The 24,116-nt window shown below is 42.5% G+C and carries 17 protein-coding genes and 2 tRNA genes; 6 read left to right on the forward strand and 13 right to left on the reverse strand.

Going from position 1 to position 24,116, the window contains the following annotated elements:
- Nucleotide 1: 1 nt before the first annotated feature.
- The 6 genes from FGG15_RS00600 to FGG15_RS20035 form a co-directional block, all read right to left on the reverse strand.
- A complete protein-coding gene (locus FGG15_RS00600; protein ID WP_138832140.1) occupies nt 2-916 on the reverse strand; it encodes a glutaminase in 915 nt (304 codons plus the stop codon).
- On the reverse strand, nt 916-2,001 hold the full coding sequence (gcvT, locus tag FGG15_RS00605; RefSeq protein WP_138832142.1) for a glycine cleavage system aminomethyltransferase GcvT: 1,086 nt from the start codon (nt 1,999-2,001) through the stop codon (nt 916-918). Before gcvT ends, FGG15_RS00600 begins: the two co-directional genes overlap by 1 nt.
- A 101-nt stretch (nt 2,002-2,102) precedes the next feature.
- On the reverse strand, nt 2,103-3,398 hold the full coding sequence (thrC, locus tag FGG15_RS00610; protein ID WP_138832144.1) for a threonine synthase: 1,296 nt from the start codon (nt 3,396-3,398) through the stop codon (nt 2,103-2,105).
- 6 nt (nt 3,399-3,404) lie between these two features.
- Nucleotides 3,405-4,325: a homoserine kinase gene (locus FGG15_RS00615; RefSeq protein ID WP_138832146.1), complete on the reverse strand. Its 921-nt coding sequence runs from the start codon at nt 4,323-4,325 to the stop codon at nt 3,405-3,407.
- A gap of 1 nt (nt 4,326) precedes the next feature.
- Complete coding sequence (gene thrA, locus FGG15_RS00620) at nt 4,327-6,771, reverse strand: bifunctional aspartate kinase/homoserine dehydrogenase I (RefSeq protein WP_138832148.1); 2,445 nt, start codon at nt 6,769-6,771, stop codon at nt 4,327-4,329.
- Nucleotides 6,772-6,831: 60 nt separating this feature from the next.
- Nucleotides 6,832-6,996, reverse strand: coding sequence for a hypothetical protein (locus tag FGG15_RS20035; RefSeq protein ID WP_161991889.1), 165 nt, complete (start codon nt 6,994-6,996; stop codon nt 6,832-6,834).
- A 25-nt stretch (nt 6,997-7,021) separates the two neighbouring features.
- On the opposite strand from FGG15_RS20035, the gene FGG15_RS00625 reads away from it, so the two are divergent.
- The gene (locus FGG15_RS00625) at nt 7,022-8,557 is read left to right on the forward strand and encodes an NAD(P)H-hydrate dehydratase (RefSeq protein ID WP_138832150.1); all 1,536 of its coding nucleotides are present in this window, start codon (nt 7,022-7,024) and stop codon (nt 8,555-8,557) included.
- Here the strand turns inward: FGG15_RS00625 and FGG15_RS00630 are convergent.
- Complete coding sequence (locus tag FGG15_RS00630) at nt 8,554-8,973, reverse strand: STAS/SEC14 domain-containing protein (protein WP_138832152.1); 420 nt, start codon at nt 8,971-8,973, stop codon at nt 8,554-8,556. The two genes, FGG15_RS00625 and FGG15_RS00630, sit on opposite strands and share 4 nt — an antisense overlap.
- Before the next feature lie 155 nt (nt 8,974-9,128).
- Nucleotides 9,129-11,684 carry an ATP-dependent Clp protease ATP-binding subunit gene (locus FGG15_RS00635; protein ID WP_138832154.1) on the reverse strand — a complete coding sequence of 852 codons (2,556 nt, stop codon included), beginning with the start codon at nt 11,682-11,684 and terminating at the stop codon, nt 9,129-9,131.
- 260 nt (nt 11,685-11,944) lie between these two features.
- Here FGG15_RS00635 and gyrA point away from each other — a divergent pair, with 260 nt between their 5' ends.
- Entirely contained in the window at nt 11,945-14,476 is a 2,532-nt protein-coding gene (gene gyrA, locus FGG15_RS00640) for a DNA gyrase subunit A (RefSeq protein WP_138832156.1), read from the forward strand.
- Between the two features lie 28 nt (nt 14,477-14,504).
- On the forward strand, nt 14,505-15,767 hold the full coding sequence (locus tag FGG15_RS00645; protein ID WP_138832158.1) for a tetratricopeptide repeat protein: 1,263 nt from the start codon (nt 14,505-14,507) through the stop codon (nt 15,765-15,767).
- 53 nt (nt 15,768-15,820) lie between these two features.
- Here FGG15_RS00645 and FGG15_RS00650 read toward each other — a convergent pair whose 3' ends face one another.
- Together FGG15_RS00650 and FGG15_RS00655 are read right to left on the reverse strand one after the other, a co-directional pair.
- Nucleotides 15,821-16,570 carry a C40 family peptidase gene (locus FGG15_RS00650; protein WP_138832161.1) on the reverse strand — a complete coding sequence of 250 codons (750 nt, stop codon included), beginning with the start codon at nt 16,568-16,570 and terminating at the stop codon, nt 15,821-15,823.
- 21 nt (nt 16,571-16,591) lie between these two features.
- Nucleotides 16,592-17,767, reverse strand: coding sequence for an acetyl-CoA C-acyltransferase (locus FGG15_RS00655; protein WP_138832163.1), 1,176 nt, complete (start codon nt 17,765-17,767; stop codon nt 16,592-16,594).
- 112 nt (nt 17,768-17,879) lie between these two features.
- Here FGG15_RS00655 and FGG15_RS00660 point away from each other — a divergent pair, with 112 nt between their 5' ends.
- From FGG15_RS00660 to FGG15_RS00670, 3 genes are all read left to right on the forward strand, one after another.
- Nucleotides 17,880-19,916: an HD family phosphohydrolase gene (locus FGG15_RS00660; RefSeq protein WP_138832165.1), complete on the forward strand. Its 2,037-nt coding sequence runs from the start codon at nt 17,880-17,882 to the stop codon at nt 19,914-19,916.
- A 114-nt stretch (nt 19,917-20,030) separates the two neighbouring features.
- A tRNA-Ser gene (locus FGG15_RS00665) sits at nt 20,031-20,114 on the forward strand.
- A 23-nt stretch (nt 20,115-20,137) separates the two neighbouring features.
- A tRNA-Pro gene (locus FGG15_RS00670) sits at nt 20,138-20,215 on the forward strand.
- A 59-nt stretch (nt 20,216-20,274) separates the two neighbouring features.
- Here FGG15_RS00670 and FGG15_RS00675 read toward each other — a convergent pair.
- The 3 genes from FGG15_RS00675 to FGG15_RS00685 form a co-directional block, all read right to left on the reverse strand.
- Entirely contained in the window at nt 20,275-22,050 is a 1,776-nt protein-coding gene (locus FGG15_RS00675; RefSeq protein ID WP_237561710.1) for an arylsulfatase, read from the reverse strand.
- A 277-nt stretch (nt 22,051-22,327) separates the two neighbouring features.
- Nucleotides 22,328-23,041 (reverse strand): ribonuclease activity regulator RraA, encoded by a 714-nt coding sequence (locus tag FGG15_RS00680; RefSeq protein WP_138832167.1) that lies wholly within the window; start codon nt 23,039-23,041, stop codon nt 22,328-22,330.
- 13 nt (nt 23,042-23,054) lie between these two features.
- Nucleotides 23,055-24,023, reverse strand: coding sequence for a sugar phosphate isomerase/epimerase family protein (locus tag FGG15_RS00685; protein WP_138832169.1), 969 nt, complete (start codon nt 24,021-24,023; stop codon nt 23,055-23,057).
- Nucleotides 24,024-24,116 lie beyond the last annotated feature (93 nt).

Below are 24,116 nucleotides of genomic sequence, written 5' to 3' on the forward strand. Positions count from 1 at the left end.
ACTAAAAAATTGACAAACCGGTCTCGGTCGTTAATTGCTCCAACGCCAGCATCCCCAACTTGGAATTTCCTTTTTCATTGAGTCCAGGTGACCAAGTTGCTACGCAAAATTCATTGGGTAACAAAGCCACAATTCCGCCACCCACGCCACTCTTGCCTGGCAGACCTACCTCAAAGGCAAATTCCCCGGCCTCGTCATAAAATCCACAGGTTAGCATTATGGCATTGATTCGTTTTACCTGCGATAGCTCCAAATAATGGTTGTTGGCCATACATTTGCCCCTGTTCATAAAAATATAGAACACCTTGACCAACTGCTCACAGCTCATGGCAATAGCACAAGAATGGAAATAAAAGTCCAAAACATCCTCCACATCATGTTCCAAATTCCCAAATGACTTTATCAAGTTTGCCGCGGCATAGTTTCTGAACCCAGTTCTTTTTTCAGATTCCGCAACATCCAAGTCGTAATGGATGGAATCATCCCCAGCAATATCGCGGATGTATTGCAAAAATTCCTCCCTCGGATTTTTGAGTTGGGACAACAGCACGTCGCAGACCACAATGGCCCCCGCATTGATCAAGGGATTCCTGGGAATTCCGTTTTCCATTTCCAAGAGCGACAAATGATTGAAGGGATCCCCTGATGGTTCCACATCCACCCGTTTCCAAAGTGCATCGCCTACCTTGGCAAAGGCCATGGACAGTAGAAGTACCTTGGACACACTCTGAATGGAAAACCTTTCCTGCGCATCACCCACCGAAAATTGTTGTGCCTGGTTGTCCAAAATGGAAATACCAAACTTTTTGGGGTCCACCTTGGAAAGTTCTGGAATATAATCAGCGACCCGACCCTTATCGGAACATTGTTGAATGTTCTTATGGATTTGGTCTAAAATGGGCTGAAAATCTACCATTATCCCTTATAAAATGGTAGTTTTACAATAGTGGCCTTTACTTGTGCTTTCCGGATTTGGATAAGGATTTCGGCATCCACTTGGGAAAGCTCTTTCGGCACATATCCCAATCCAATCCCTTTGGAAAGTGAAGGAGACATGGTTCCAGAGGTCACTTTTCCAATCTCGTTGCCATCGGCATCCACAATGGAATAGCCCTGTCGAGGAATACCACGTTCCTGAAGTTCAAAAGCTATCAGTTTTCGAGTGATACCCGCTTCCTTTTGTGCGGCCAAGGCCTCACTGTTTACAAAATCCTTGGTGAATTTGGTAATCCAGCCCAATCCAGCTTCTAGGGGAGAGGTAGTATCGTCAATATCGTTTCCGTACAAGCAGTAACCCATTTCCAATCGGAGGGTATCCCGGGCAGCCAAACCAATAGGCTTGATGCCAAAATCCGCTCCTGCCTCCAAAACCTTATCCCAAACTTGTTGCACTTCTGAGTTTTTGCAATAAATTTCAAATCCGCCTGAACCGGTATAACCCGTAGCGGAAATGATAACATGGTCTATCCCAGCAAAATCCCCTACAACAAAGTTGTAGAACTTGATGTCGGCTAGGTCTATGGAAGATAACGATTGCATCGCCTCCACCGCTTTTGGTCCTTGAATCGCCAATAGGGAATAGTTGTCAGAGATATTTTTCATCTCGGCCCCAATGGCCTCATTATATTTTGAAATATGATTCCAATCCTTATCAATATTGGAAGCGTTGACCACCAATAAATACGTCTCATCCTTTATACGGTAAATGATCAGGTCATCCACAACACCTCCTGTTTCATTGGGCATGCAGCTGTATTGCGCTTTGCCTACTGTAAGCTTTGTGGCGTCATTGGAACTCACCTTTTGGATAAGATCCAGGGCCTTGGGCCCTTCAATTAAAAACTCCCCCATGTGCGAAACATCGAAGACCCCAACGGCCTTGCGTACGGTTTCGTGTTCTGCGTTTACCCCTTCGTAGGAAACGGGCATATTATACCCCGCAAAGGGGACCATCTTGGCACCAAGTGCGATATGGGTTTCGGTCAATGCTGTTGATTTCATTACGTCCAGTTTATGGGGTAAATTTATTCGAATTCCGCAAAGTAGCTCTTAAAAAATGCGAATCTTTTAAACAAATTGTTGTTAACTGGTCTAAGGGATGATTAGCCCTCGATTAAATAGGATTTTAGCCCCTCGTAATTGTCAATTTTGATGGATTTTTTCTCCTTGTTCATTACCTTTTGGATTTGGGCTGGGATATCCGGACTCAAGCTCAGGGTTTCTTCCACCACGTCCAAAAACTTTACAGGATGTGCGGTTTCCAGGAAAATACCGTAGGTATCGGGATTCACTTTTTGATATTCCTTTAAGCCTAAATACCCCACCGCTCCGTGCGGGTCGGCAACATACCCAAAATTTTGATGGATGGTTTTCATAGTCTCCCTCGTGGCATCATCCGAAAAGGAATAGGAGGATAGGTTGTCCTTCAAATTTGCCAATTCATCTTGATACAAATGTCGTATTCGAACAAAATTACTGGGGTCGCCCACATCCATGGCGTTGGAAATGGTGGCAACCGAAGGTAGCGGCTCATATACTCCATTTTGAAGAAAATTGGGCACCACTTTATTGGCATTGGTAGCGGCTACAAAATGCTTTACGGGCATGCCCAGTTTTTGGGCTACCATTCCAGCACAAATGTTCCCGAAATTCCCCGATGGTACAGAAAAAACAATTTCTTTTCCTTGGGATTTAGCTTGTTTATAAGCAAATAAAAAGTAGAACAACTGTGGCAACCAACGGGCAATATTGATGCTATTGGCTGAGGTCAATTTTTTATGATCCGTAATCTCCGTGTCCAAAAAAGCGGTTTTTACCATACGCTGGCAATCGTCAAAAACACCATTCACTTCCATGGCCACAATATTCTGTCCCAAAGTGGTCAGTTGTCGCTCTTGGATGTCCGAAACTTTTCCACTAGGGTAGAGGATGACTACATTAACGCCATCAACTCCCAAAAAACCATTGGCAACCGCACCTCCGGTATCCCCGGAAGTGGCCACCAAAACGGTTACCTCCGTTTTTTCTCCTTTGGAGAAATGGCCCAGGCAGTTCGCCATAAATCGAGCACCTACATCCTTAAAGGCCATGGTTGGCCCATGAAAAAGTTCCAGGGTGGCCACATTTTCCTCGATTTCCACCACTGGAAAATCAAAATCAAGCACGTTTGCGATAATTTCCCGTAAAGCTTCATCTTCAATGTCATCCTTCACGAATTGATGAATGGCCTGAAAGGCAATTTCATGATTGGATAAGATCTCTATTTGGTTAAAAAAATCTGCTGGTAAAGCTTTTATCTTCTCAGGAAAGTAAAGGCCTTTGTCTGGGGCAATTCCGGCAATAACGGCTTCCTTGAAGCTAGCTTGATTTTCTGAATTGTTTAAACTGTAAAACTTCATAGAAAATTATAGTGGTTTTACCCCCTGGGTATTGACTTTGGAAACATGAATATCGAAATCGATACCTATGGAGCTATAGGTTTTATGCATAGCTTCGGCTACTTTTTGAGCGGAAACTTCACCTTTGCTTAAGGCAAAAATAGAAGGGCCAGAACCAGAGATTCCACAACCCAACGCTCCAGCTTGCAGTGCATTGGTTCGGAGAGCATCAAAACCGGGGATTAGAATGGAACGGATGGGTTCTACGACATGGTCCTCCAAGGAACGACCAATTAATTCATAATCGTTTTGAAACAGACCTGCCACAAGACCACCTAAATTGCCCCATTGCCGAATCCCGGTTTCCAAGGTAAGTTTGGTCTTCAGAATTTTTCTTGAATCCGACGTCTTTATTTCAATTTGAGGATGGATTACCGTTGCAAACAACTCATCCGGGGTGGGAATGGAAACAATATCCAAGGGTTCATAACTGCGAACCAAGGTGAAGCCCCCATAAATGGCCGGAGCCACATTATCGGCATGTGCCACATTGCTCGCCAACTTTTCTCCCTGCATAGCAAATTGGGTCAACTCCAAGTTGGAAAAAGGCTTGCCCAACAATTCGTTCATGGCCCAAACAGCCCCAGCAGAACTGGCGGCACTGCTACCAATACCACTACCGGGTTTAATCCGCTTGTCAATTTCTATTTCGAATCCACCCTCATAACTACTTTTTTCAAGCAAGGCCAGACCAGCTACACCCGAAACATTCTTTTCCGTTTCCAAGGGTAAATCCTGACCAATTATTTTGGTTATTTTGATGCCTTTTCCAGGAGTCTTACGGACAATCATCTCGTCCCCAACGGAATCCAATGCCAGCCCCAGTACGTCAAATCCACAGGAAACGTTGGCAATAGTGGCCGGGCAAAAAACTTTGATTTCTTCCATCTTAAAAGTTTCCAATTCTGATAATATCCGCAAAGATACCAGATGCCGTCACATCAGCTCCAGCGCCAGCACCTTTTATGATCATGGGCTGGTTGGGATAGCGCTCCGTAAAGAACAGCACAATATTATCACTCCCCTCTAGGTTGTAGAAATCATGCCCCTTCGGGATTTTTTGCAGACCAACTTTTGCCTTGCCGTTTTCAAACTGGGCTACATATTTTAGTTTACTATCTGCATCTTTGGCTTGCTTGAAAAGTTCTTGGAACCCGTTCTCGTGCTTTTTCAAGGATTCAAAGAAGGCCTCATTGGAATTGGTATCCAGGCTTTCTTGGGGCAAAAAGGCTTCGTTCTCAATTTGTTCAATGTCCAATTGATTACCACTTTCCCGTGCTAAAATTAAAATCTTGCGCATCACATCAATACCACTGAGGTCAATGGTTGGGTCAGGTTCAGTATAGCCTTCCTCTTGCGCCTGTTTCACCACATCGTGGAAAGTGACTTCGTCATTAAAGTTGTTGAAGACAAAGTTCAAACTTCCTGAGAGGACGGCCTGTATCTTGTTTACTTTATCGCCGGAAGCAATCAAGTTTTTTAAGGTATCGATGATTGGCAACCCTGCACCTACATTCGTTTCAAACAAAAAAGGCGCGTTGTATTTTTTGGCAAGCTGTTTAAGTTCTCTATAGAGCGTGTAATCAGAGGAACAAGCAATTTTATTGCAGGTGACCACTGAAATACTGTTTTTGAGGTAATTTGGGTAACTATTTGCCACTTCGTCACTGGCAGTATTGTCCACAAAAACGCTATTTCGATAATTAAGCTCGTTGACTTTATCAAAGAAATTTTCCTTATCAGCCTTTTCTCCCTTACCAAGAACCGCTTCCCATTCGTTAAGGTCGATGCCGTTTTCATCAAAGGCCATGGTTCTGGAATTACTGATCCCTATAACACGGACATTGAGCTGCAATTCGTCTTTCAGATATTTTTTCTGCTGACGGATTTGGTTCAGGAACTTGGAACCTACATTGCCAACACCCATCACAAACAGATTGAGCTGCTTGATATTCTCTTCAAAAAACTCTTCATGAAGGGAGTTCAAAGCTTTTTTAACGTCGGCTTTCTTGATGACTACAGAAATATTTCGCTCCGATGCTCCTTGGGCAATAGCACGGATGTTCACATTGTTTTTCCCCAAGGTGCTGAACATCTTCCCGCTCAATCCTTGATGGCTTTTCATATTATCACCCACTAAGGCAACAATGGTCAAATCTTTTTCAACAATGACCGGTTTGATTTTTTTACGGGCCATTTCGTATTCAAAGGCCTCGTTGACCGTTTCAACTGCACGATCCACGTCTTCATCAGCAATTCCAACACAGATGGAATGCTCGGAAGAGGCTTGGGTAATCAAAACCACACTGATGTTTTCCAAGGAAAGTGTCTCAAAAAATCGTTTGGAAATTCCAGGAATTCCAATCATACCTGGACCTTCCAGAGATAACAAACTAATGTTCCCTACATGGCTAATACCCCTTACCGTTTTACCGCCTCCATTGGTGTTTTTGGTAATCAAGGTACCCTCATCATCAGGACTAAACGTATTCTTGATGACAATAGGAATTTCTTTGCCCAACACAGGTTGTATGGTGGGAGGGTAAAGCACCTTGGCACCAAAATGCGAGAGTTCCATGGCCTCTTCATAACTAATATGAGTCACACATTTAGCCTGTTTTACCAATCTTGGGTTGGCGGTATACATCCCGCTGACGTCTGTCCAAATCTCCAATAGGGTAGCGTCCGCTGCCGCAGCCACAATCGCAGCCGTGTAGTCAGAACCCCCACGACCCAAGGTTGTGGAATTTCCATCATTACTTGAGGCTACAAAGCCGGGCAGTATATGGATTTGATGTTGGTCACTTTCGAAGTATTCCTTACAGTTGGCATTGGTCTTTTCAAAGTTCACAATGGCTTTTCCGTAGGAGTTATCTGTAATGATCAACTCTCTACTATCGTTAAAAGTGGCATCAAGGCCTTCGGCCTTAAAAAATTCGCTGATGATATAGGAAGAAAGTAACTCTCCATAGCTCACGATCTTATCGGATAGCTTGGGTGTTATCTCGCCAATGAGAAAGGAGCCTTCCAATAGCGTTTCCAAAATGTTCAGGGCACTTTTGACCTTACTCAAGATGGCGCTTTGGTTGTGTACAGGAATTAGCGCCTTGATGACTTCAATATGGCGTTGTTCAATTTGTTCCAAGCCTGATTTGTATACATCATCTTGTTCAGATGCCTGCTGCAATGTGTTTAGTAAAATATCGGTAATGCCACCAAAGGCGGAGACAACAACGGCCAATTTTTCTTTGGAACTGCTTTGGACAATGGACTTTACTTTGTTTATATTTTCTGGATTGGCGACCGAAGTACCACCAAATTTTAGGACTTTCATGATCAATGTGGTTGTAAAATGTTGAAATTAATTTAAGGACGGACGGAAATAATATACAGACTACCCCAAAGGGGTGATGGTAGTCAAAGCGAAGATGGATGAAGAAGTGTTCATCTTGAAGCGTTCTATATCCGTTTGTTTAAATTGCATTGTACAGTAATCAGGTTCAAAAGTAGTACTTTTGGTAGCTTCCTCAAATGATTCTAAAATTTTTACGAAATCCATAGCAATTGTTAATTTTTCTTGTTGAATGAAAATTTTTACTGCGAACCAAATCTATAAGGCTGACAAATTCACAATTGAGAAACAGCAAATTCCTAGTGATGCCCTTATGGAAAGGGCTGCTACCCAACTTTTTGAGTGGATACATTCCCGATTGCAAGGAGCTGAAGTCACTATTCAATTGTTTTGTGGTATTGGCAATAATGGAGGGGATGGAATAGCGCTGGCAAGACACTTAAAGGAGGCGGACTATAATATACAGGTACATGTGGTCAATTATAGTGAAAAGCGTTCTAAGGATTTCTTGTTGAATCTGGAACGATTAAAAGATCGCAAAATTTGGCCTGAATTTCTTAACGACGATTGCGTGATGCCTGAAATATCACCCAACGATATTATCGTTGATGCCATTTTTGGGATTGGTTTGAACAGGGCACCCAGTGAGTGGGTAGGTAAACTTATTGAGCATATCAATGCCTCCCAGGCTTTTGTACTTTCTGTGGATATTCCTTCGGGATTGCCCAGTGATAGGATGCCTTGGAATACCGATCATGTGATACGGGCCAGTTACGTACTCAGTTTTCAAGTACCCAAACTGGTTTTCTTTTTACCGGAAACCGGTGTCTATCAGAATCAATGGGAGCTGTTGGACATAGGTCTCGATGCTGAATTTTTGGTCAAGGAAGAGGTGGATTATGAGTTCATGACCCAATTTGATGTGCAACCCATTTATCGTCCGCGATTAAAGTTTTCCCATAAGGGCACCTATGGTCATGCTGTGATTGTAGGAGGTGGGTATGGTAAAATTGGAGCTGTTCAGATGGCAGCTAATGCTTGCTTAAGCATTGGAGCTGGTTTAGCAACTACTTTTGTTCCGGAATGTGGCTATCATTCTTTGCAAACTGCACTTCCGGAGGCCATGGTGCTTACAGATGCCGAGGATGATTATATTTCTGAAATCAAAATTCCGTTCAAGCCAAATGCTATAGGTATTGGAATGGGGATGGGAACCAAGGAAGAGACGGTGCAGGCCTTTGGGAAATTTTTGAAGGAGGTTGATTTGCCATTGGTAATAGACGCTGACGGGTTGAATATCTTGTCGCAAAACCCCAAATTGTTGAACGAAATTCCCAAACTGTCTATTTTAACCCCTCACCCCAAAGAGCTGGAACGTTTGATTGGGGAGTGGAAGAATGACTTTGACAAATTGGATAAAGCCAAGACCTTTGCCACGAAACATGATATTGTATTGGTCATCAAAGGCGCACATACCATCACGTTTTATGGTGGGAAAGGATATGTGAACAGTACTGGAAATCCAGGAATGGCAACTGCAGGTAGTGGAGATGTTTTAACTGGAATGATAACGGGACTGGTTGCCATGGGATATGATTCGCTACCAGCAACAGTACTAGGGGTATACCTCCATGGCCTAGCTGGTGATATTGGTGCTTCTTTGGTGAGTTACGATGCCCTCAAAGCCACAGGAATCATTGAAAATATTGGAAAAGCGTATTTGGAACTTTTTAAAAGACCAGAACCTCAAGAGGGAAAAGGGGCTTAGGCGGTATCCCTTTTATTGGTTTTTTTAAGTCTTTTCTTTACCCAAGCCAAAGCATTGTCATACTCAATAAAGAACTCCATGTTCTTTTTATAGAAAAGCTTCTCTATCTTAAAATTGTGCATGTCAATTTCCTTTTTGGAAACAATGGCAAATGCCTTTAGGTTTTGCATGCCTCGTAAATAGTTATAGATGGTGGGATCAACGGCATAAGAATTTTTCCTCAGGCTTATATAACCAAAGTCCTTATCTCTAAAGTGAATTTCTGATATCCCGATGATTTGATAGGCTCGTTCCAGTGTCATTGTGGCCCCTTCTTCAAACGTGGCGACCATGTAATTGTCAAAAACTTGCACGGTTCCGATATCCAACTGGTATTCCCGCACAATTATAGCCTTCTTATTAGAAGCAATTCTCATTCCCCAAAATTATAGTGTCTCTCATTACGAAGGTATGGGGAACACCCAATGGCTAGAAAAAATTTAGATTAAAAGCGTAAATATCGTGTGTACGGTAAAATTGAAATGAAAAGAGCCCCGTACAACGGAGCTCTTCCTATTTTGGTTTATGTAATTTATTGTTCTGCCTCAGGAGACTTTTCCTGCTTTTTGATTTTGATGGTCAGTTCTTCTTTTTTCTCATCCAAATCCATGAAAATGCTGTCCCCTTCCTCTAGTTTGGAATTGACAATTTCCTCTGCCAAGGCATCTTCAATATATTTCTGGATGGCCCGCTTCAATGGGCGAGCACCATACTGTTTATCAAAACCTTTTTCAGCGATATAATCCTTGGCTTTCTTGGAAAGCTTCAAATCATATCCTATGTCCTTGATACGGCTGAAAAGTTTGTCCAACTCAATATCAATAATCTTGTGGATATCCTCTCTTTCCAACGGATTAAACACAATCACGTCATCAATTCTGTTCAAAAATTCGGGTGCAAATGCCTTTTTTAGCGCATTTTCGATAACACTTTTTTGATGACTATCTGCCTGCGCTTTTTTGGCGGCAGTTCCAAATCCAACCCCCTGGCCAAAATCCTTCAATTGGCGTGCTCCGATGTTGGAGGTCATTATAATAATCGTATTCCTAAAGTCGATTTTTCGACCTAGGCTATCCGTTAAGTATCCATCATCAAGTACCTGAAGCAACATATTGAAAACATCAGGATGTGCCTTTTCCACCTCGTCCAAAAGAATAACGGAATAGGGCTTACGACGTACTTTTTCGGTCAACTGACCACCTTCTTCATAACCTACATATCCTGGAGGTGCGCCCACCAACCTGGAAATGGCGAATTTTTCCATGTATTCGCTCATGTCAATTCGGATAAGTGCATCCTCGGAATCAAAAAGTTCCTTGGCCAAAATCTTGGCCAATTGGGTTTTTCCAACCCCGGTTTGCCCCAAGAATATAAAGGAACCAATAGGTTTGTTGGGATCCTTAAGGCCGGCCCGGTTACGTTGAATGGCCTTGGCCACTTTGGCTACGGCTTCATCCTGACCAATTACAAAACCTTTGATCAAGTCGGGTAGTTCAGCCAATTTATTGCTTTCCGTTTGAGCAATTCTGTTCACGGGAATTCCGCTCATCATAGAAACAACATCGGCAACATTGTCCTCAGAAACTGTCTCTCTGTGGAGCTTGCTTTCTTCTTCCCAGCGTTCTTGAGCCGAAGCCAGCTCTTTTTCCAAGCGCTTCTCATCATCACGTAATTTGGCGGCTTCCTCGTACTTCTGCTTCTTGACCACGCTGTTTTTTAATTCCCGAACATCTTCCAGCTGGTTTTCCAGTTCCAAGATTTGTTTGGGTACATCCATATTGACGATATGAACACGGGAACCTGCCTCATCCAAAGCATCAATAGCCTTGTCCGGCAAGAATCTGTCAGTCATATATCTGTTGGTCAATTTTACACAGGCCAAAATTGCATCATCTGTATAATTGACATTGTGGTGATCCTCGTACTTGCCCTTGATATTCATCAAGATTTCAATGGTTTCTTCTACCGTTGTTGGCTCAACCATTACTTTTTGAAAACGCCGTTCCAAGGCACCATCCTTTTCAATGTACTGTCTGTACTCATCAAGAGTTGTGGCTCCGATACATTGAATCTCTCCTCGCGCCAATGCTGGTTTAAACATATTGGATGCATCCAAACTTCCTGTGGCACCTCCGGCACCAACAATAGTATGGATTTCATCTATGAAGAGAATGATGTCGTCATTTTTCTCCAATTCGTTCATCACCGCTTTCATACGCTCCTCAAACTGTCCACGGTATTTTGTGCCGGCCACCAAAGAGGCCAAATCCAAAGTAACCACCCTTTTGTTATAAAGTATTCTGGAAACTTTTTTATTGATAATGCGCAAGGCCAAGCCTTCCGCGATTGCACTTTTACCAACCCCGGGCTCCCCAATCAACAAAGGATTGTTCTTCTTTCTACGGCTTAATATCTGGGAAACACGTTCGATTTCTTTTTCCCTACCCACAACAGGGTCCAGTTTGTTCTCTTCCGCAAGTCGAGTAAGGTCGCGTCCAAAATTATCCAACACTGGAGTTTTGGATTTCTTACTGCCTTTTTGTGAGGAACTGGAACCAAAGTTACTTTCTTTGGATTCCCCGGTTTCCTCGGGATCACTTGGAAAAGACTCTGCTTGAGGGGTGTCCAAATAATCATCATCACTGGTGATCATGGACTTGAACTGTTCTTTAACATTATCGTAATCCACTTTAAGCTTATGAAGCAATTTGGTGGTTGGATCATTTTCGTTGCGTAGGATGCAAAGCAATAGGTGGGCCGTATTGATGGAAGAACTCTGAAAGAGTTTGGCTTCCAAAAAGGTTGTTTTAAGCGCCCTTTCTGCCTGTCTTGTCAAATGTAGGTTCTTCTTGTCCTTTTGGGTTGTTCCGGTATTTGGATTCGCCGGACTTAGAATCTCCACTTTTCTTCTCAAGTGGTCCAGGTCAACATCCAAGGCGTCCAAAATGTTAATGGCTTTGCCATTTCCATCACGCAAAAGACCTAGCATCAAATGTTCCGTTCCTATAAAATCATGCCCCAATCTAAGGGCTTCCTCCTTGCTATATGCTATAACGTCTTTTACTCTTGGGGAAAAATTATCATCCATACACTTCCTTTTCAGCAATTAAAATTAATAAAAGTATCATTACAGTAGTCAAATACTGTACCCATATTCGATAAACTAGTGGTAAAAGTCGAAATAAAGTGCATTTTTTTAATGCTTTAACACAGGTTTATCATCTTGAAGGGGACCAAATTATGATGTTGATAATTTTTTTAATAAAGTAAGCCTCAAGTGTTTTGAAAGGGGCGATTTTGCGTATATTGGCATGATATTTTAACCACAAAAAACAACAAGATTTTAGCATGGCGGAAGGAGAAAAGTTAATTCCTATCAACATCGAGGATGAGATGAAATCTGCCTACATTGATTATTCAATGTCGGTCATTGTGTCACGTGCCCTGCCAGATGTCAGGGACGGACTTAAGCCTGTTCATAGAAGAGTACTTTTTGGAATGCACGAGCTAGGGGTTAGATCTACAAGTGCGCATAAGAAATCGGCCCGTATTGTGGGTGAGGTTCTAGGTAAGTACCACCCCCATGGCGATACATCGGTTTACGATACCATGGTTAGGATGGCCCAAGAATGGAGTTTGAGATATATGTTGATCGATGGGCAAGGTAACTTTGGTTCCGTAGATGGGGATAGCCCAGCGGCCATGCGTTATACCGAAGCTCGAATGCGGAAAATAGCTGACGATATGTTGGCGGATATTGACAAGGATACGGTTGATCACCAACTTAACTTTGATGATTCCTTAAAGGAGCCTACCGTATTACCAGCCAGAATTCCAAACCTGTTGGTCAATGGAGCTTCCGGTATTGCTGTTGGTATGGCCACCAATATGCCACCGCATAACCTTTCGGAAGTAGTGGATGGTACGGTAGCCTATATCGAAAATAAGGATATTGACATTGATGAACTGATTACTCATATCAAGGCCCCCGATTTTCCAACTGGTGGAATCATTTATGGTTATGATGGGGTAAAAGAAGCCTTCCATACCGGACGCGGACGTGTAGTAATGCGAGCCAAGGCTAGTTTTGAAGAAGTCCAAGGCCGGGAATGCATCATTGTAACCGAAATTCCATATCAGGTCAATAAGGCCGATATGATCAAGAAGACAGCGGATCTGGTCAATGATAAGAAAATTGAAGGGATTTCTGCCATCAGGGATGAGTCCGATAGAAAAGGGATGCGTATTGTGTATATTCTAAAACGCGATGCCATACCCAATATCGTGCTTAACATGTTGTACAAGTATACAGCACTTCAGTCCTCTTTTAGTGTGAACAATATTGCCTTGGTCAAAGGGAGACCAAAATTATTGAACCTAAAAGAGATTATTGGGCACTTTGTGGACCACAGGCATGAAGTGGTTGTCCGCAGGACGAAGTTTGAACTCAAGAAAGCAGAGGACAGGGCGCATATCTTGGAAGGACTGATCATTGCGTCTGACAATATTGATGAAGTGATTGCCATTATACGTGGATCATCCAATGTAGATGAGGCACGTAGCAGTTTAATGGAACGCTTTAAGCTCACCGAAGTTCAGGCCAAAGCCATTGTTGAGATGCGTTTGCGTCAACTTACTGGACTGGAACAAGATAAACTTCGCGAGGAATACGACGAATTGTTGAAGACCATTGAAGATTTAAAAGACATTCTGGACAAGAAAGAACGCAGAATGCAAATCATCAAGGATGAACTTCTGGAGGTGAAGGAGAAGTACGGAGATGAGAGAAGGTCTGAGATTAATTTTGCAGGAGGTGACCTGAGCATTGAAGATATGATTCCGGATGAGCAAGTGGTCATTACCATCTCCCATGCGGGATACATCAAAAGAACTCCGCTAACGGAGTACAAAACCCAGAATAGGGGTGGAGTGGGACAAAAAGGATCCTCTACCCGAAATGAGGACTTTTTGGAGCATCTTTTTGTGGGCACCAACCATCAATACATGTTGTTCTTTACCCAAAAGGGAAAATGTTTCTGGATGCGCGTGTATGAAATTCCTGAAGGAAGCCGAACCTCTAAAGGTAGGGCCATTCAGAATTTGATCAATATTGAATCCGAAGACAAGGTGAAAGCCTTTATATGTACCCAAGATCTAAAGGATGAAGATTATGTAAATTCACATTATGTAATTATGGCTACTAAGAAGGGTACGGTTAAAAAGACTTCTTTAGAGCAGTATTCAAGACCACGTCAAAATGGTATCAATGCCATAACCATTAGGGATGAAGATGAACTACTGGAAGCTAAACTGACGACCGGTACCAGCCAGATATTCCTTGGATTAAAATCTGGTAAGGCCATCCGTTTTGAAGAAAGCAAGACCAGACCTATGGGTCGAAATGCTTCCGGTGTAAGGGGAATTAGATTGGCCAGTGATGATGATGAGGTAATAGGAATGGTTTCCGTACATAATTTTGAGGACGATATCTTAGTGGTTTCGGAAAACGGCTATGGAAAGCGTTCCACTATTGACGATTACAGAACCACCAATAGAGGAGGTAAGGGCGTTAAGACGATTTCCATTACCGATAAAACCGGAGGATTGGTCGCCATTAAAAATGTATCGGATACCGATGATTTGATGATCATCAACAAATCCGGCATAGCAATCCGTATGAGTGTTGAAGACTTAAGAGTCATGGGAAGGGCTACGCAAGGAGTTCGACTTATTAACTTAAAAGGTAATGATTCCATTGCCGCCGTAGCCAAAGTAATGAAAGATGAAGATGCGATGGATGAGGCGGATATCCTTGATATTGAGGTTAATGGAGAAGATGGCACAGCAATTGATAATAATACGGAGGATAAAAAAGAATAATCAGTAAACACTAATAATTAATTTAAAAATGAGAACTAGAGTTTTAATATTAATAGCCCTTTCGGTTTCGGCGATAGGTTTTTCCCAAAAAAACGAAATCAAAGCCGCTGAAAAAGCGTTAAAAGGAGGAGATACACCAGCCGCCAAAGCTGCTTTGGAAAGCGCTTCATCCTCTATAGATGGGGCAGATGAAAGATTGCAGGCCCAGTATTATGCTATTAAGGGAAATGTATACCTTGACCTTGCCAATAAAGGAGATACTGCTGCATTCCAAACCGCTATTGATGCATATAACAAGGTTATTTCTGTTGAAGAAGCCAGTGGAAAGGAAAAGTACACAACGGTTGCTACCCAGAGCTTGGCCCAAATTACAGCAGATTTAGTTAATGCTGCGGTAGAGGACAATGGTAAAAAGGATTTTGAAGCTGCGGCCGAGAAATTATATATGAGCTACAAGTTGAGCCCAACCGATACGCTTTATTTGTACTATGCTGCCAGTAGCGCAGTAAATGGCCAACATTATGAAAAGGCGTTGGACTACTACAATGAGCTTAAGGAAATAGGTTATGATGGAAGTGGAGTAAACTACACTGCGGTTAATGTACAGACAGGTGAAGTAGAAACCATGGATGTAACTACTCGGGATTTATACGTTAAAGCGGGTACCCACAAGGATCCCAAAGAGGAAAGAACAGAATCCAAAAAAGCGGAAATTGTAAAAAACGTTGCGCTTATTTATCAGCAGTTGGGTGATAATGACAAAGCTTTGGCTGCCTATACAGATGCAAGAGCCGTTGACGCCAATGACGTGAACCTTGTGCTTGGCGAAGCCAACCTATACTATGCCATGGGAAACAAGGAAAAGTTTAAGGAATTGATGTCCGAAGCTTCCGAAATGGCACCAGACAATGCAGATTTGCTTTATAATATCGGGGTTATCAATATGGAGCAAGGAAATTTGGAAGACGCGAGAGATGCGTATAAAAAGACATTGGCCGTAGACCCTGGATATATTAATGCCCTTTTGAACCTTTCAACTACCTATGTGAATGAAGGTAATGGTCTTATTGATGAAATGAACGCCTTAGGAAATTCTAGAGCTGATATCGCTAGATACGATGAGCTAAAGAAGCAAAAGGATGACTTGTTTTTGGAGGGAGCCCAGATTTTGGAGGATGCCCTTAAGTCCAATCCGGACAACCAAAGTGTGTTGACACAATTAAAAAATATTTACGGCGCATTGGGTGATACTGATAACTTTATGCGAGTTAAAAAACTATTGGGAGAATAGATTTATTTAGTTCTTCCATAAAAGAAAGCCCCGACGATAGTCGGGGCTTTCTTTTATATGATCTTCTTTATGACCCTGAGTTTATGGGTATAGATTTTTTCCTCAGTGTTAAAGATACCTGTATGATCCAAACGATCTATTCGCACATGTCCATGGGTGTGAATGATGTAGTTGTCCTTGAGTATGATTCCAACGTGATCTATAATACCTTCATTATTATCAAAAAAGGCCAAATCCCCCGGTTCACTTTCTTCAATAAAGCTTAGAGCCTCTCCTTGCTGTGATTGTTGCTCGGCGTCCCGTTTTAAACTGTATCCATTTATTTTGTAGACCATCTGGGCAAAACCGGAGCAGTCAATTCCAAAAGGTGTTTTGCCTCCCCATAAATAGGGGGTGTTCAAATAGAGCAACGCAGTGTCCACCAGATTTGACTTTGCTTGTTGACTTTCGATGGCATGGCCCTCAAAAGTATGCCCCAATACATTTGCAACAGAAATTACCGAACCCATAACAATGGGTAGCAGCATTCCATCTGAGGTACATATATGGGAAACAATATCTGCCGCTAAATTTTGAGTATCATCATCCAAACCCTGATAGTCCTCTTCGGAAATTAGTGTGAATTGGTTATTTGGAATCCAACCTTCGTACTTATCGTAAGCGACACGGATTTTACTCCACCTTTTCCTGCTTTCCACAACCTTGAAATGCTCCCCATAAAGTAGTTGGGACACCATTTCAGTGCTATCTTCAGGGTTCACCCTAATGGGTACAATACTGAGGTGGCAGATTCCATATTGCATTTGCAGGCCTTCTTGAGGATGTTATGCTCTTTCCAATATAATGGCAGAAGCGCCACCACCACCATTGCAAATACCAGCTGCTCCGAGCTTGGCATTGTTTTGTTCCAGGACGCTCAGTAAGGTAATGGTGATTCTTGCACCAGAACAGCCCAAGGGATGGCCTAGCGAAACCGCACCACCATTGACATTTACTTTGGAATCGTCAAGACCTAAGAGTTTCATATTGGCCAAACCTACTACAGAGAAGGCTTCGTTTACCTCAAAAAAGTCGATATCCCCGATAGCTACTCCAGCACGCGCTAGGGCTTTGGGCAAAGCCTTTGCCGGAGCAGTTGTGAACCATTCTGGTTCCTGGGCTGCATCTGCATAGGCCTTGATCGTTGCGAGCGGGGTCAAATTTAATTCTGCAGCCTTCTCAGCACTCATAAGTACCACTGCAGCAGCTCCGTCGTTTATAGTGGACGCATTGGCAGCAGTCACCGTACCTTCCTTTGTAAATGCAGGTCTCAATGCGGGAATCTTCTCCATTTTTACGTTCTTGAATTCCTCGTCCTGCAGGACCACAATAGGTTCTCCTCTTCGTTGTGGCACTTCAACGGGAACTACTTCATCAGCAAATTTACCGGCTTTCCAGGCAGCAGCGGAGCGCTCGTAAGATTGAATTGCAAAGGCATCCTGGTCTTCACGACTAAAATCATGTTCCACTGCGCAGGCATCAGCACATACCCCCATGGCATTCTGGTCATACGCATCAACTAGTCCATCTTTTTGCATTCCATCAACAAAACTTGCCGGCCCAAATTTTTGACCTGTACGCATATAGGCGTAGTGTGGAATCAAACTCATATTTTCCATGCCGCCAGCCACTACAACGGAGTTTTCCCCCAATGCAATGGACTGGGCGCCCTGCATAATGGCCTTCATACCGGAAGCACATACTTTATTCACGGTAGTACAGGGTACGGAATCCGGAATTCCTGCATATATCGCGGCTTGTCGGGCGGGTGCTTGTCCCGTTCCCGCCTGCACTACATTTCCCATTAAAACTTCCTCGACCATTTCGGGTTTCAGACCAATTTTATCCAAAGCACCTTTTATGGCAACTGCACCCAATTTAGGGGCTGGAATAGTGGAAAGTGCTCCCATAAAACTTCCAATGGGTGTTCGGGCAGCGGCAACAATGACAACTTTATTCATAAACGTCTTTTTACTGATGCGAAAATACTAAAATTAAATGCAAGGGCCCATGCGGAGAACATGATCCAACTTCTTATTATTATTTTCTATTTTTGAGGCAAGAGCAAGGAGAATGGGAAAAACTTTGGATAACGTTTACAAGCATCAATCACTTGCTTATAAGTACTTTCTTTATCTGGTCTCCGTGGCCTTGATTGTGTTTTTCTTTCCGAAGGGAGGTAAGTTCAAGTATGAATTTCAAAAAGGAAAACCTTGGCAGTATGAAAACCTCTACGCCCCAATCGATTTTTCTATAAAAAAAACTGCTGAAGAAATTGCCCAAGAGCAGCAATCCCTTCGGGATAATAAAACAGATTATTATACCTATGATGCTTCTATTCCAGAGGGAATCAAGCAAAAGGTGCTGCAGCAACTGCAAACCTCGTTTAATGGGAATTCCTTGTCCATTAGACAACAGAATGCTCTCCAGAATTGGGCTTCCCGGGTTATTGACAGTGTCTATGATTTAGGCATTTTCCAAGAATTGCCAGGTTCCAGTACCGTGAGAGTGGTTAAAAACAATGAAGCTCGTACGGTAATGAGCAATAATTACCTGGATAATGCAAAGGCCAGGAATTTAACATCGAGGCTATTTTCACAATTACAATTAGCTGGAGATGATAATCTATTAGCGATTATAAACAATGCATTGGAGGCCAACATTGCGTATGACGAAGCCTTCACTGATAGGGCTTTGGAGGATGAACTTTCCAAAATTTCCTTTACTAGGGGGGAGGTTTCGGAAGGAAGATTGATCATAGCCAAAGGGGAAGTGGTTGAGGCTGAAAACTTCAAAATTCTGGATTCTTTGAAAGCGGAATATGAATCTGAACTTTGGGGGGGTACCAATTTTTACTTCATTCTCTTGGGGTATACCATTCTGGTAGCCTTGGTACTCATAATGCTTTTCCTGTTCTTGAAAAGGTATCGTGTTGAGATTTTTAAAAACAACAACAAAGTAACCTTCATTTTCGTGAACATCTTGTTGATGGTTTTAGCTACGACATTGATGGTCAAAAACAATGAAAGCTATGTATTTGTAGTGCCTCTTTGCATTCTTCCCTTGGTGCTAAAGAACTTTTTTGATGCGCGATTGGGGTTGTTTGTCCATGTACTTACCGTTCTCATTTTGGGTTTTGTTGTGCCCAACAGCTTTGAATACATCTTTTTGCAGACCATTGCTGGGATTGTCACAATTCTTACCGCGTCAGAGCTATACAAGAGGGCTAATCTTTTTATCTCGGTAGGGCAAATCACCCTAATTTATATTATAGGATACTTTGCATTTCATACCATTCATGAAGGTAATTTAGAGAATATAGAATGGACTCTGTTCGGGATATTTATCTTGAACGGATTGCTGACACTTTTTGCCCAACCTCTTATTTATATCTACGAGAAAATCTTTGGATTGATCTCAGATGTTTCTCTTTTGGAACTATCTGATACCAACTCCAAATTACTCAAGGAGCTTTCGAATAAGGCGCCTGGTACTTTCCATCATTCCCTTCAGGTAGCAAATTTGGCCGAAGCGGCTGCAAATGAGATTGGCGCCAATGCCATGTTGGTTAGGGTTGGAGCCTTGTACCATGATATTGGTAAAATGGAAAACCCGACCTTTTTTACTGAAAATCAAATAACCAATGTTAACCCACATGATGATTTGCCACCAAAGGAGAGCGCCAAAATTATTATTGACCATGTGATCAAAGGCATTGAGATAGCCAGAAAAAATAAATTGCCGGACAGGGTGATAGATTTTCTAAGAACCCATCATGGGACCACTTTGGTGTTCTACTTCTTCAAAAAACAGCAAGAATTGGAGGAAGAGGTGGACGAAGCCAAATTTAGGTACCCAGGACCTATCCCATTCTCTAAGGAAACAGCTATTTTGATGATGTCTGATGCGGTGGAAGCCGCCTCAAAGAGTTTAAAAGACCCCACTTTTATAATGATTGACGATTTTGTGGAGAAGATAGTGCGCGGACAAATGCAAGCCAACCAGTTTTTGAATGCGAATATTACATTGAAGGAGATTGAGATGGTAAAAAAAGTGTTGAAACAAAAATTGACCAATATTTATCATCTGCGGGTAGAGTATCCCGAGTAAAATTTTAATCTGGTCAACTAGGTTTAAAAAAATAAAAAAATAGTTGCGATCTTACGGATGAAAAGGTACATTTGCATCCGCATTTTCAGAGTGCAAGTTCATAATAAAATGTTAGGAGAGGTGCCGGAGTGGTAACGGAGCAGATTGCTAATCTGTCAGCGCGTAAGTGCTGCCCGGGTTCGAGTCCCGGTCTCTCCGCTTTTTCTTTTACATAAACACCTCGGGGTGTAGCGTAGCCCGGTTATCGCGCCTGCTTTGGGAGCAGGAGGTCGCAGGTTCGAATCCTGCCACCCCGACCATTTGAAACCTCTAGTTTGGCTAGGGGTTTCGTTGTTTTTGAACGTGTCTCAAAACAGCACTATTGCTCATCAAGTCGCACAAATTGGAGTAACCTGAAATCGATGACTTCATCTCCAGGTATTTCGGTTGCTTTTAATACAAGAGTGCCTTTTCCTTGCTCCAGATGAATGTCACCAAGCGAAATAGGGATAAAGTCTTTAACATACGATTCCATTCTGGGGAAGCGGTCATTTTCAGCCCCGATCAGTGGAGGTGAATGTGGATTAACCACTTTCTTTCTTATAGCTGAGTCTTTGAATCCCAATTCCAATTCCGCCCCTATGTCTTGTTCCTCGCAGGTATAATACAGGATTACCTCAAAAGTCCCTTTCTTCAATACCTCTATATCCCATGTAATTGAATCTTGAACACTCTTCCAATTCGTGAAGAAGGAATCGTTGGGCCATCTATTGCTCCGTTTGATGTTGCCATGTACCTCTCCATCCCTGGCGGGTAGTTGGGTCAGGTCGAAATCAGTATGCCCTAGGGTAAAGGGTTGATTACCCCTTTCTGTAGTTGCCACCTCTTCAATCCACTTGTTTTTTAAGATAATCAAGGAGTCCCTTAATTTGGAATGCGAAAGGGATAGATCCGTGGTCTGTCCTGGATCAGTGAAGATATTGTATAACCTATTCTCAGAATCCAAGCGATAACTTTGGGTTCGTACGCTAGTTTTATTGTTCCAATGGTTAAAGATTGCCCTATCCTTTATCTGCTCTCCTTGACCTCTAATAAGACTGCTGAAATCTCGACCATCAAAGCCTAGGTCCTTCGGTGATTCAACAGAGGCCAACCCAAGCAATGTCGGAAGCAAATCCACAGACCCCATTACTTGTTCAAAATGTTGCCCTGAGTCAATGGAAGCAGGCCATTTGATAAAGAAAGGGGATTTTACACCGCCTTCATCCGTAGAGCCCTTTTTGCCTTTTAGCCCACCATTCCATCTCCATCCGTTGGGGCCATTATCCGACATAAAGACAACAATGGTGTTTTTATCCAAATCATTTTGTTTCAGATAAGATGTCAGTCTACCTACGTTCCAATCGATATTCTCTACCATTGCTAGTGCAGCTTTGGTAAATTGTAAATCTTCAGCATCTTCATTTTGATACCTTTTCTGTAACTCGCGATCCTCGAATTTGCTCCAAAAGACATCTGGAACTTGCATTGGACTATGAGGTGTATTAAGGGGGAGATACAATAGAAAAGGTTGTTCTTGATGCTTTGAGATAAAGTCTATACCATGGTTCACAAAGTCGTCCACTAGGAAACCCTCCCCTTTTACAATTTCCCCATTGTGTTCCAACATAGGACTAAAATAATTTCCCCAGTGACCGGAACAAAAACCATAGAAATCCTCAAAGCCCCTGCTATTGGGATGATAAGGTGGCTGCATTCCATTGTGCCACTTGCCATAAGCCGCAGTAGCATATCCAGATTTAAGAAAATAATCAGCTAAAGTGGGGAAAGATACGTCCATGCGTTCACCTCCGGCAGAAGTTGAGTAAACCCCCAATCTTGGAAAGTACATACCTGTTAAGAGCTCTGCCCGGGTAGGGGAACAGACTGGTTGTACATAAAAATTATCGAAAACCGCTCCCTCAATCGCCAGTGAATCTATATGGGGAGTGGATAGGTTGGTGTTGCCATGTATACTTAAATCCCCCCACCCTTGGTCATCCGTTAGAATGATAATTATGTTGGGTCTTTCAACTTCATCTACCACTTTACTTTCCCTCGCACAGCCCATACATAGCACCACAAATAAAAGGGACAAAGGTTTTGCAAAATTCATCAGTTACAAGGTAGCAACATAATTTCATTTGGTATTGTATCAAAACATCATTTAGTCCACTATTTTGTTACATTAAGATGATTGCTAAATAATGGGTCGTTTGAGCTTGATCCATTTCTGAATCGTCAAACCTCGTAAATTGCTAAGACTATGCTTAGAAAGTAATCCACAAATGGTTTCCTTGAATGTACTCTATTAGACCACAAAGTGCCTAGACTGCCTCAGGTTGAAACCTTGATTTGCTCGACCAATTTTAAACTGATGAGGGCGGGATAAATCATTTTCTTTTTTTCCATTGCTCAAATTCGATTTTGGTTTTGTCGTCGGTAAGCGGGTAAAGTCCAATTATCGATACTCCCTCTTTGACTTTTTCCATAACAAATTCTTCATACAAGGTCATTTGTAGGCACTCTTCTGCTACCTCTTCGGCAATTTTGGATGGTATTACCATGACTCCATCGTCATCCCCAACAATAAAATCGCCAGGGAAGACCGCAACATCGCCACAGCCAATGGGCTCGTTTATAGCAATGGCCTGATGCAGGGTTAGGTTGGTAGGTGCTGAAGGTTTTTGATGATAGGCATGGAAATCTAAATCAGCTATTTCTGCCGAATCTCGAAAACCACCATCGGTAACAATTCCTGCGGCCCCCTGTTTCATAAGCCTAGTGACCAGAATGGAGCCAGCTGAGGCTGCACCTGCATCTTTGCGACTATCAATGACAAGCACATGTCCGGGAGGGCATTTTTCTACGGCCACGCGCTGTAAATGCTTGGGGTTTTTGAATACTTCAATGGGATTCAAGTCTTCACGGGCCGGGATATACCTAAGGGTGAAAGCCAATCCCACCATTGTTGTTTCCCCTTGTTTAAGAGGCTGAACCCCTTGAATGAATTGATTCCTTAGCCCCCGTTTAAATAAACAAGTGGCTATAGTGGCCGTGCTGATTGATTTCAATTTAGCTCTGGTAGTTTCTAATGGTGCGGACATGTGTGTTGATTTTTTATTTGGCGTTGCTCCAAGTATTCCTTAGAAAATTCAAGTCCTTTTTCATGTGATCAAAAACTTCCTTTTTATCGATTGTGATATTCGAAAGACCATGTTCTGCGCCTCCCAAATCATATTCCAAATGCAAGGAAACCGGAACGTTGATATTGTATTTTTTAAGTAAGGAAAAGTATCGGTTGAAGTCTACCATTCCTTCTCCCAAAGGTGTGTTGACCGGTTTCCATTTCCCATCGACTTTCCCCCATTTAAAATCTTTGATTACGATAGATTTAATGAAGGGTTTTATTTGTCTTAAGCCAAGTTCCCAGCTACCCCCTCCTTCCACGACTGCGTGTCTGATATCATATTGTGCCCCGAAATGCTGGTTGTTGGTGGCCTCTAAAATAGGAGGGAGGTCCCAGATGGGTGCGCCCACGTGATTTCCTGCATGGTTCTGGTAACAGCCAATCAATCCCAATTCCTTATTGAGCAATCCCATTTTTTTGGCTTGCTGTCCATAAAGAATTTGACTTTCCTCAATAGTTCTATTCTCAGGGTACTTTAACCAGCCTGTGCGGTAATGCGTAAACCCCAGTTCACTTGCCGTTTCCAAAACTGTTTTTTGTTCGGGATTGTTAACATCCCAAACATTTGTGGTCATCATCTCGGGGTTGACCCCATATTTTTTCATAGCATCAACCGCCTTTGACAAATCATTGGTGACGTTTTCTGGTAATACATTTCCTTTGGGTCTTACCGTTAAATCCAATCCGTTGAATCCCATTTCTGCCGCCGCTGCTGCCATCTCGTTATAATCAAGAAATTGCAGATGTTTCGAAAACAAGCTGATGTTAAGGTCGGTTTTTGGTTTTGATACAGCGTTGAAAAGAGGGTTGCCAAATCCCATTAATGGCATACTTCCAATAGCTGCTGCCGATATTTTGGTGAAGTTTCTCCTTGTAATCGCTTTTTTAGTTTCTTTCATAACCAGACCGGAATTAGTGGTTTATACACGGAATTAATGTTAAAAACTTGCGTGTTGTACAAATATATGTATTTTTGGTAAACCAAACTGGTT

The sequence above is a fragment of the Flagellimonas algicola genome, from assembly GCF_005937185.1.
Lineage (GTDB): Bacteria > Bacteroidota > Bacteroidia > Flavobacteriales > Flavobacteriaceae > Flagellimonas > Flagellimonas algicola.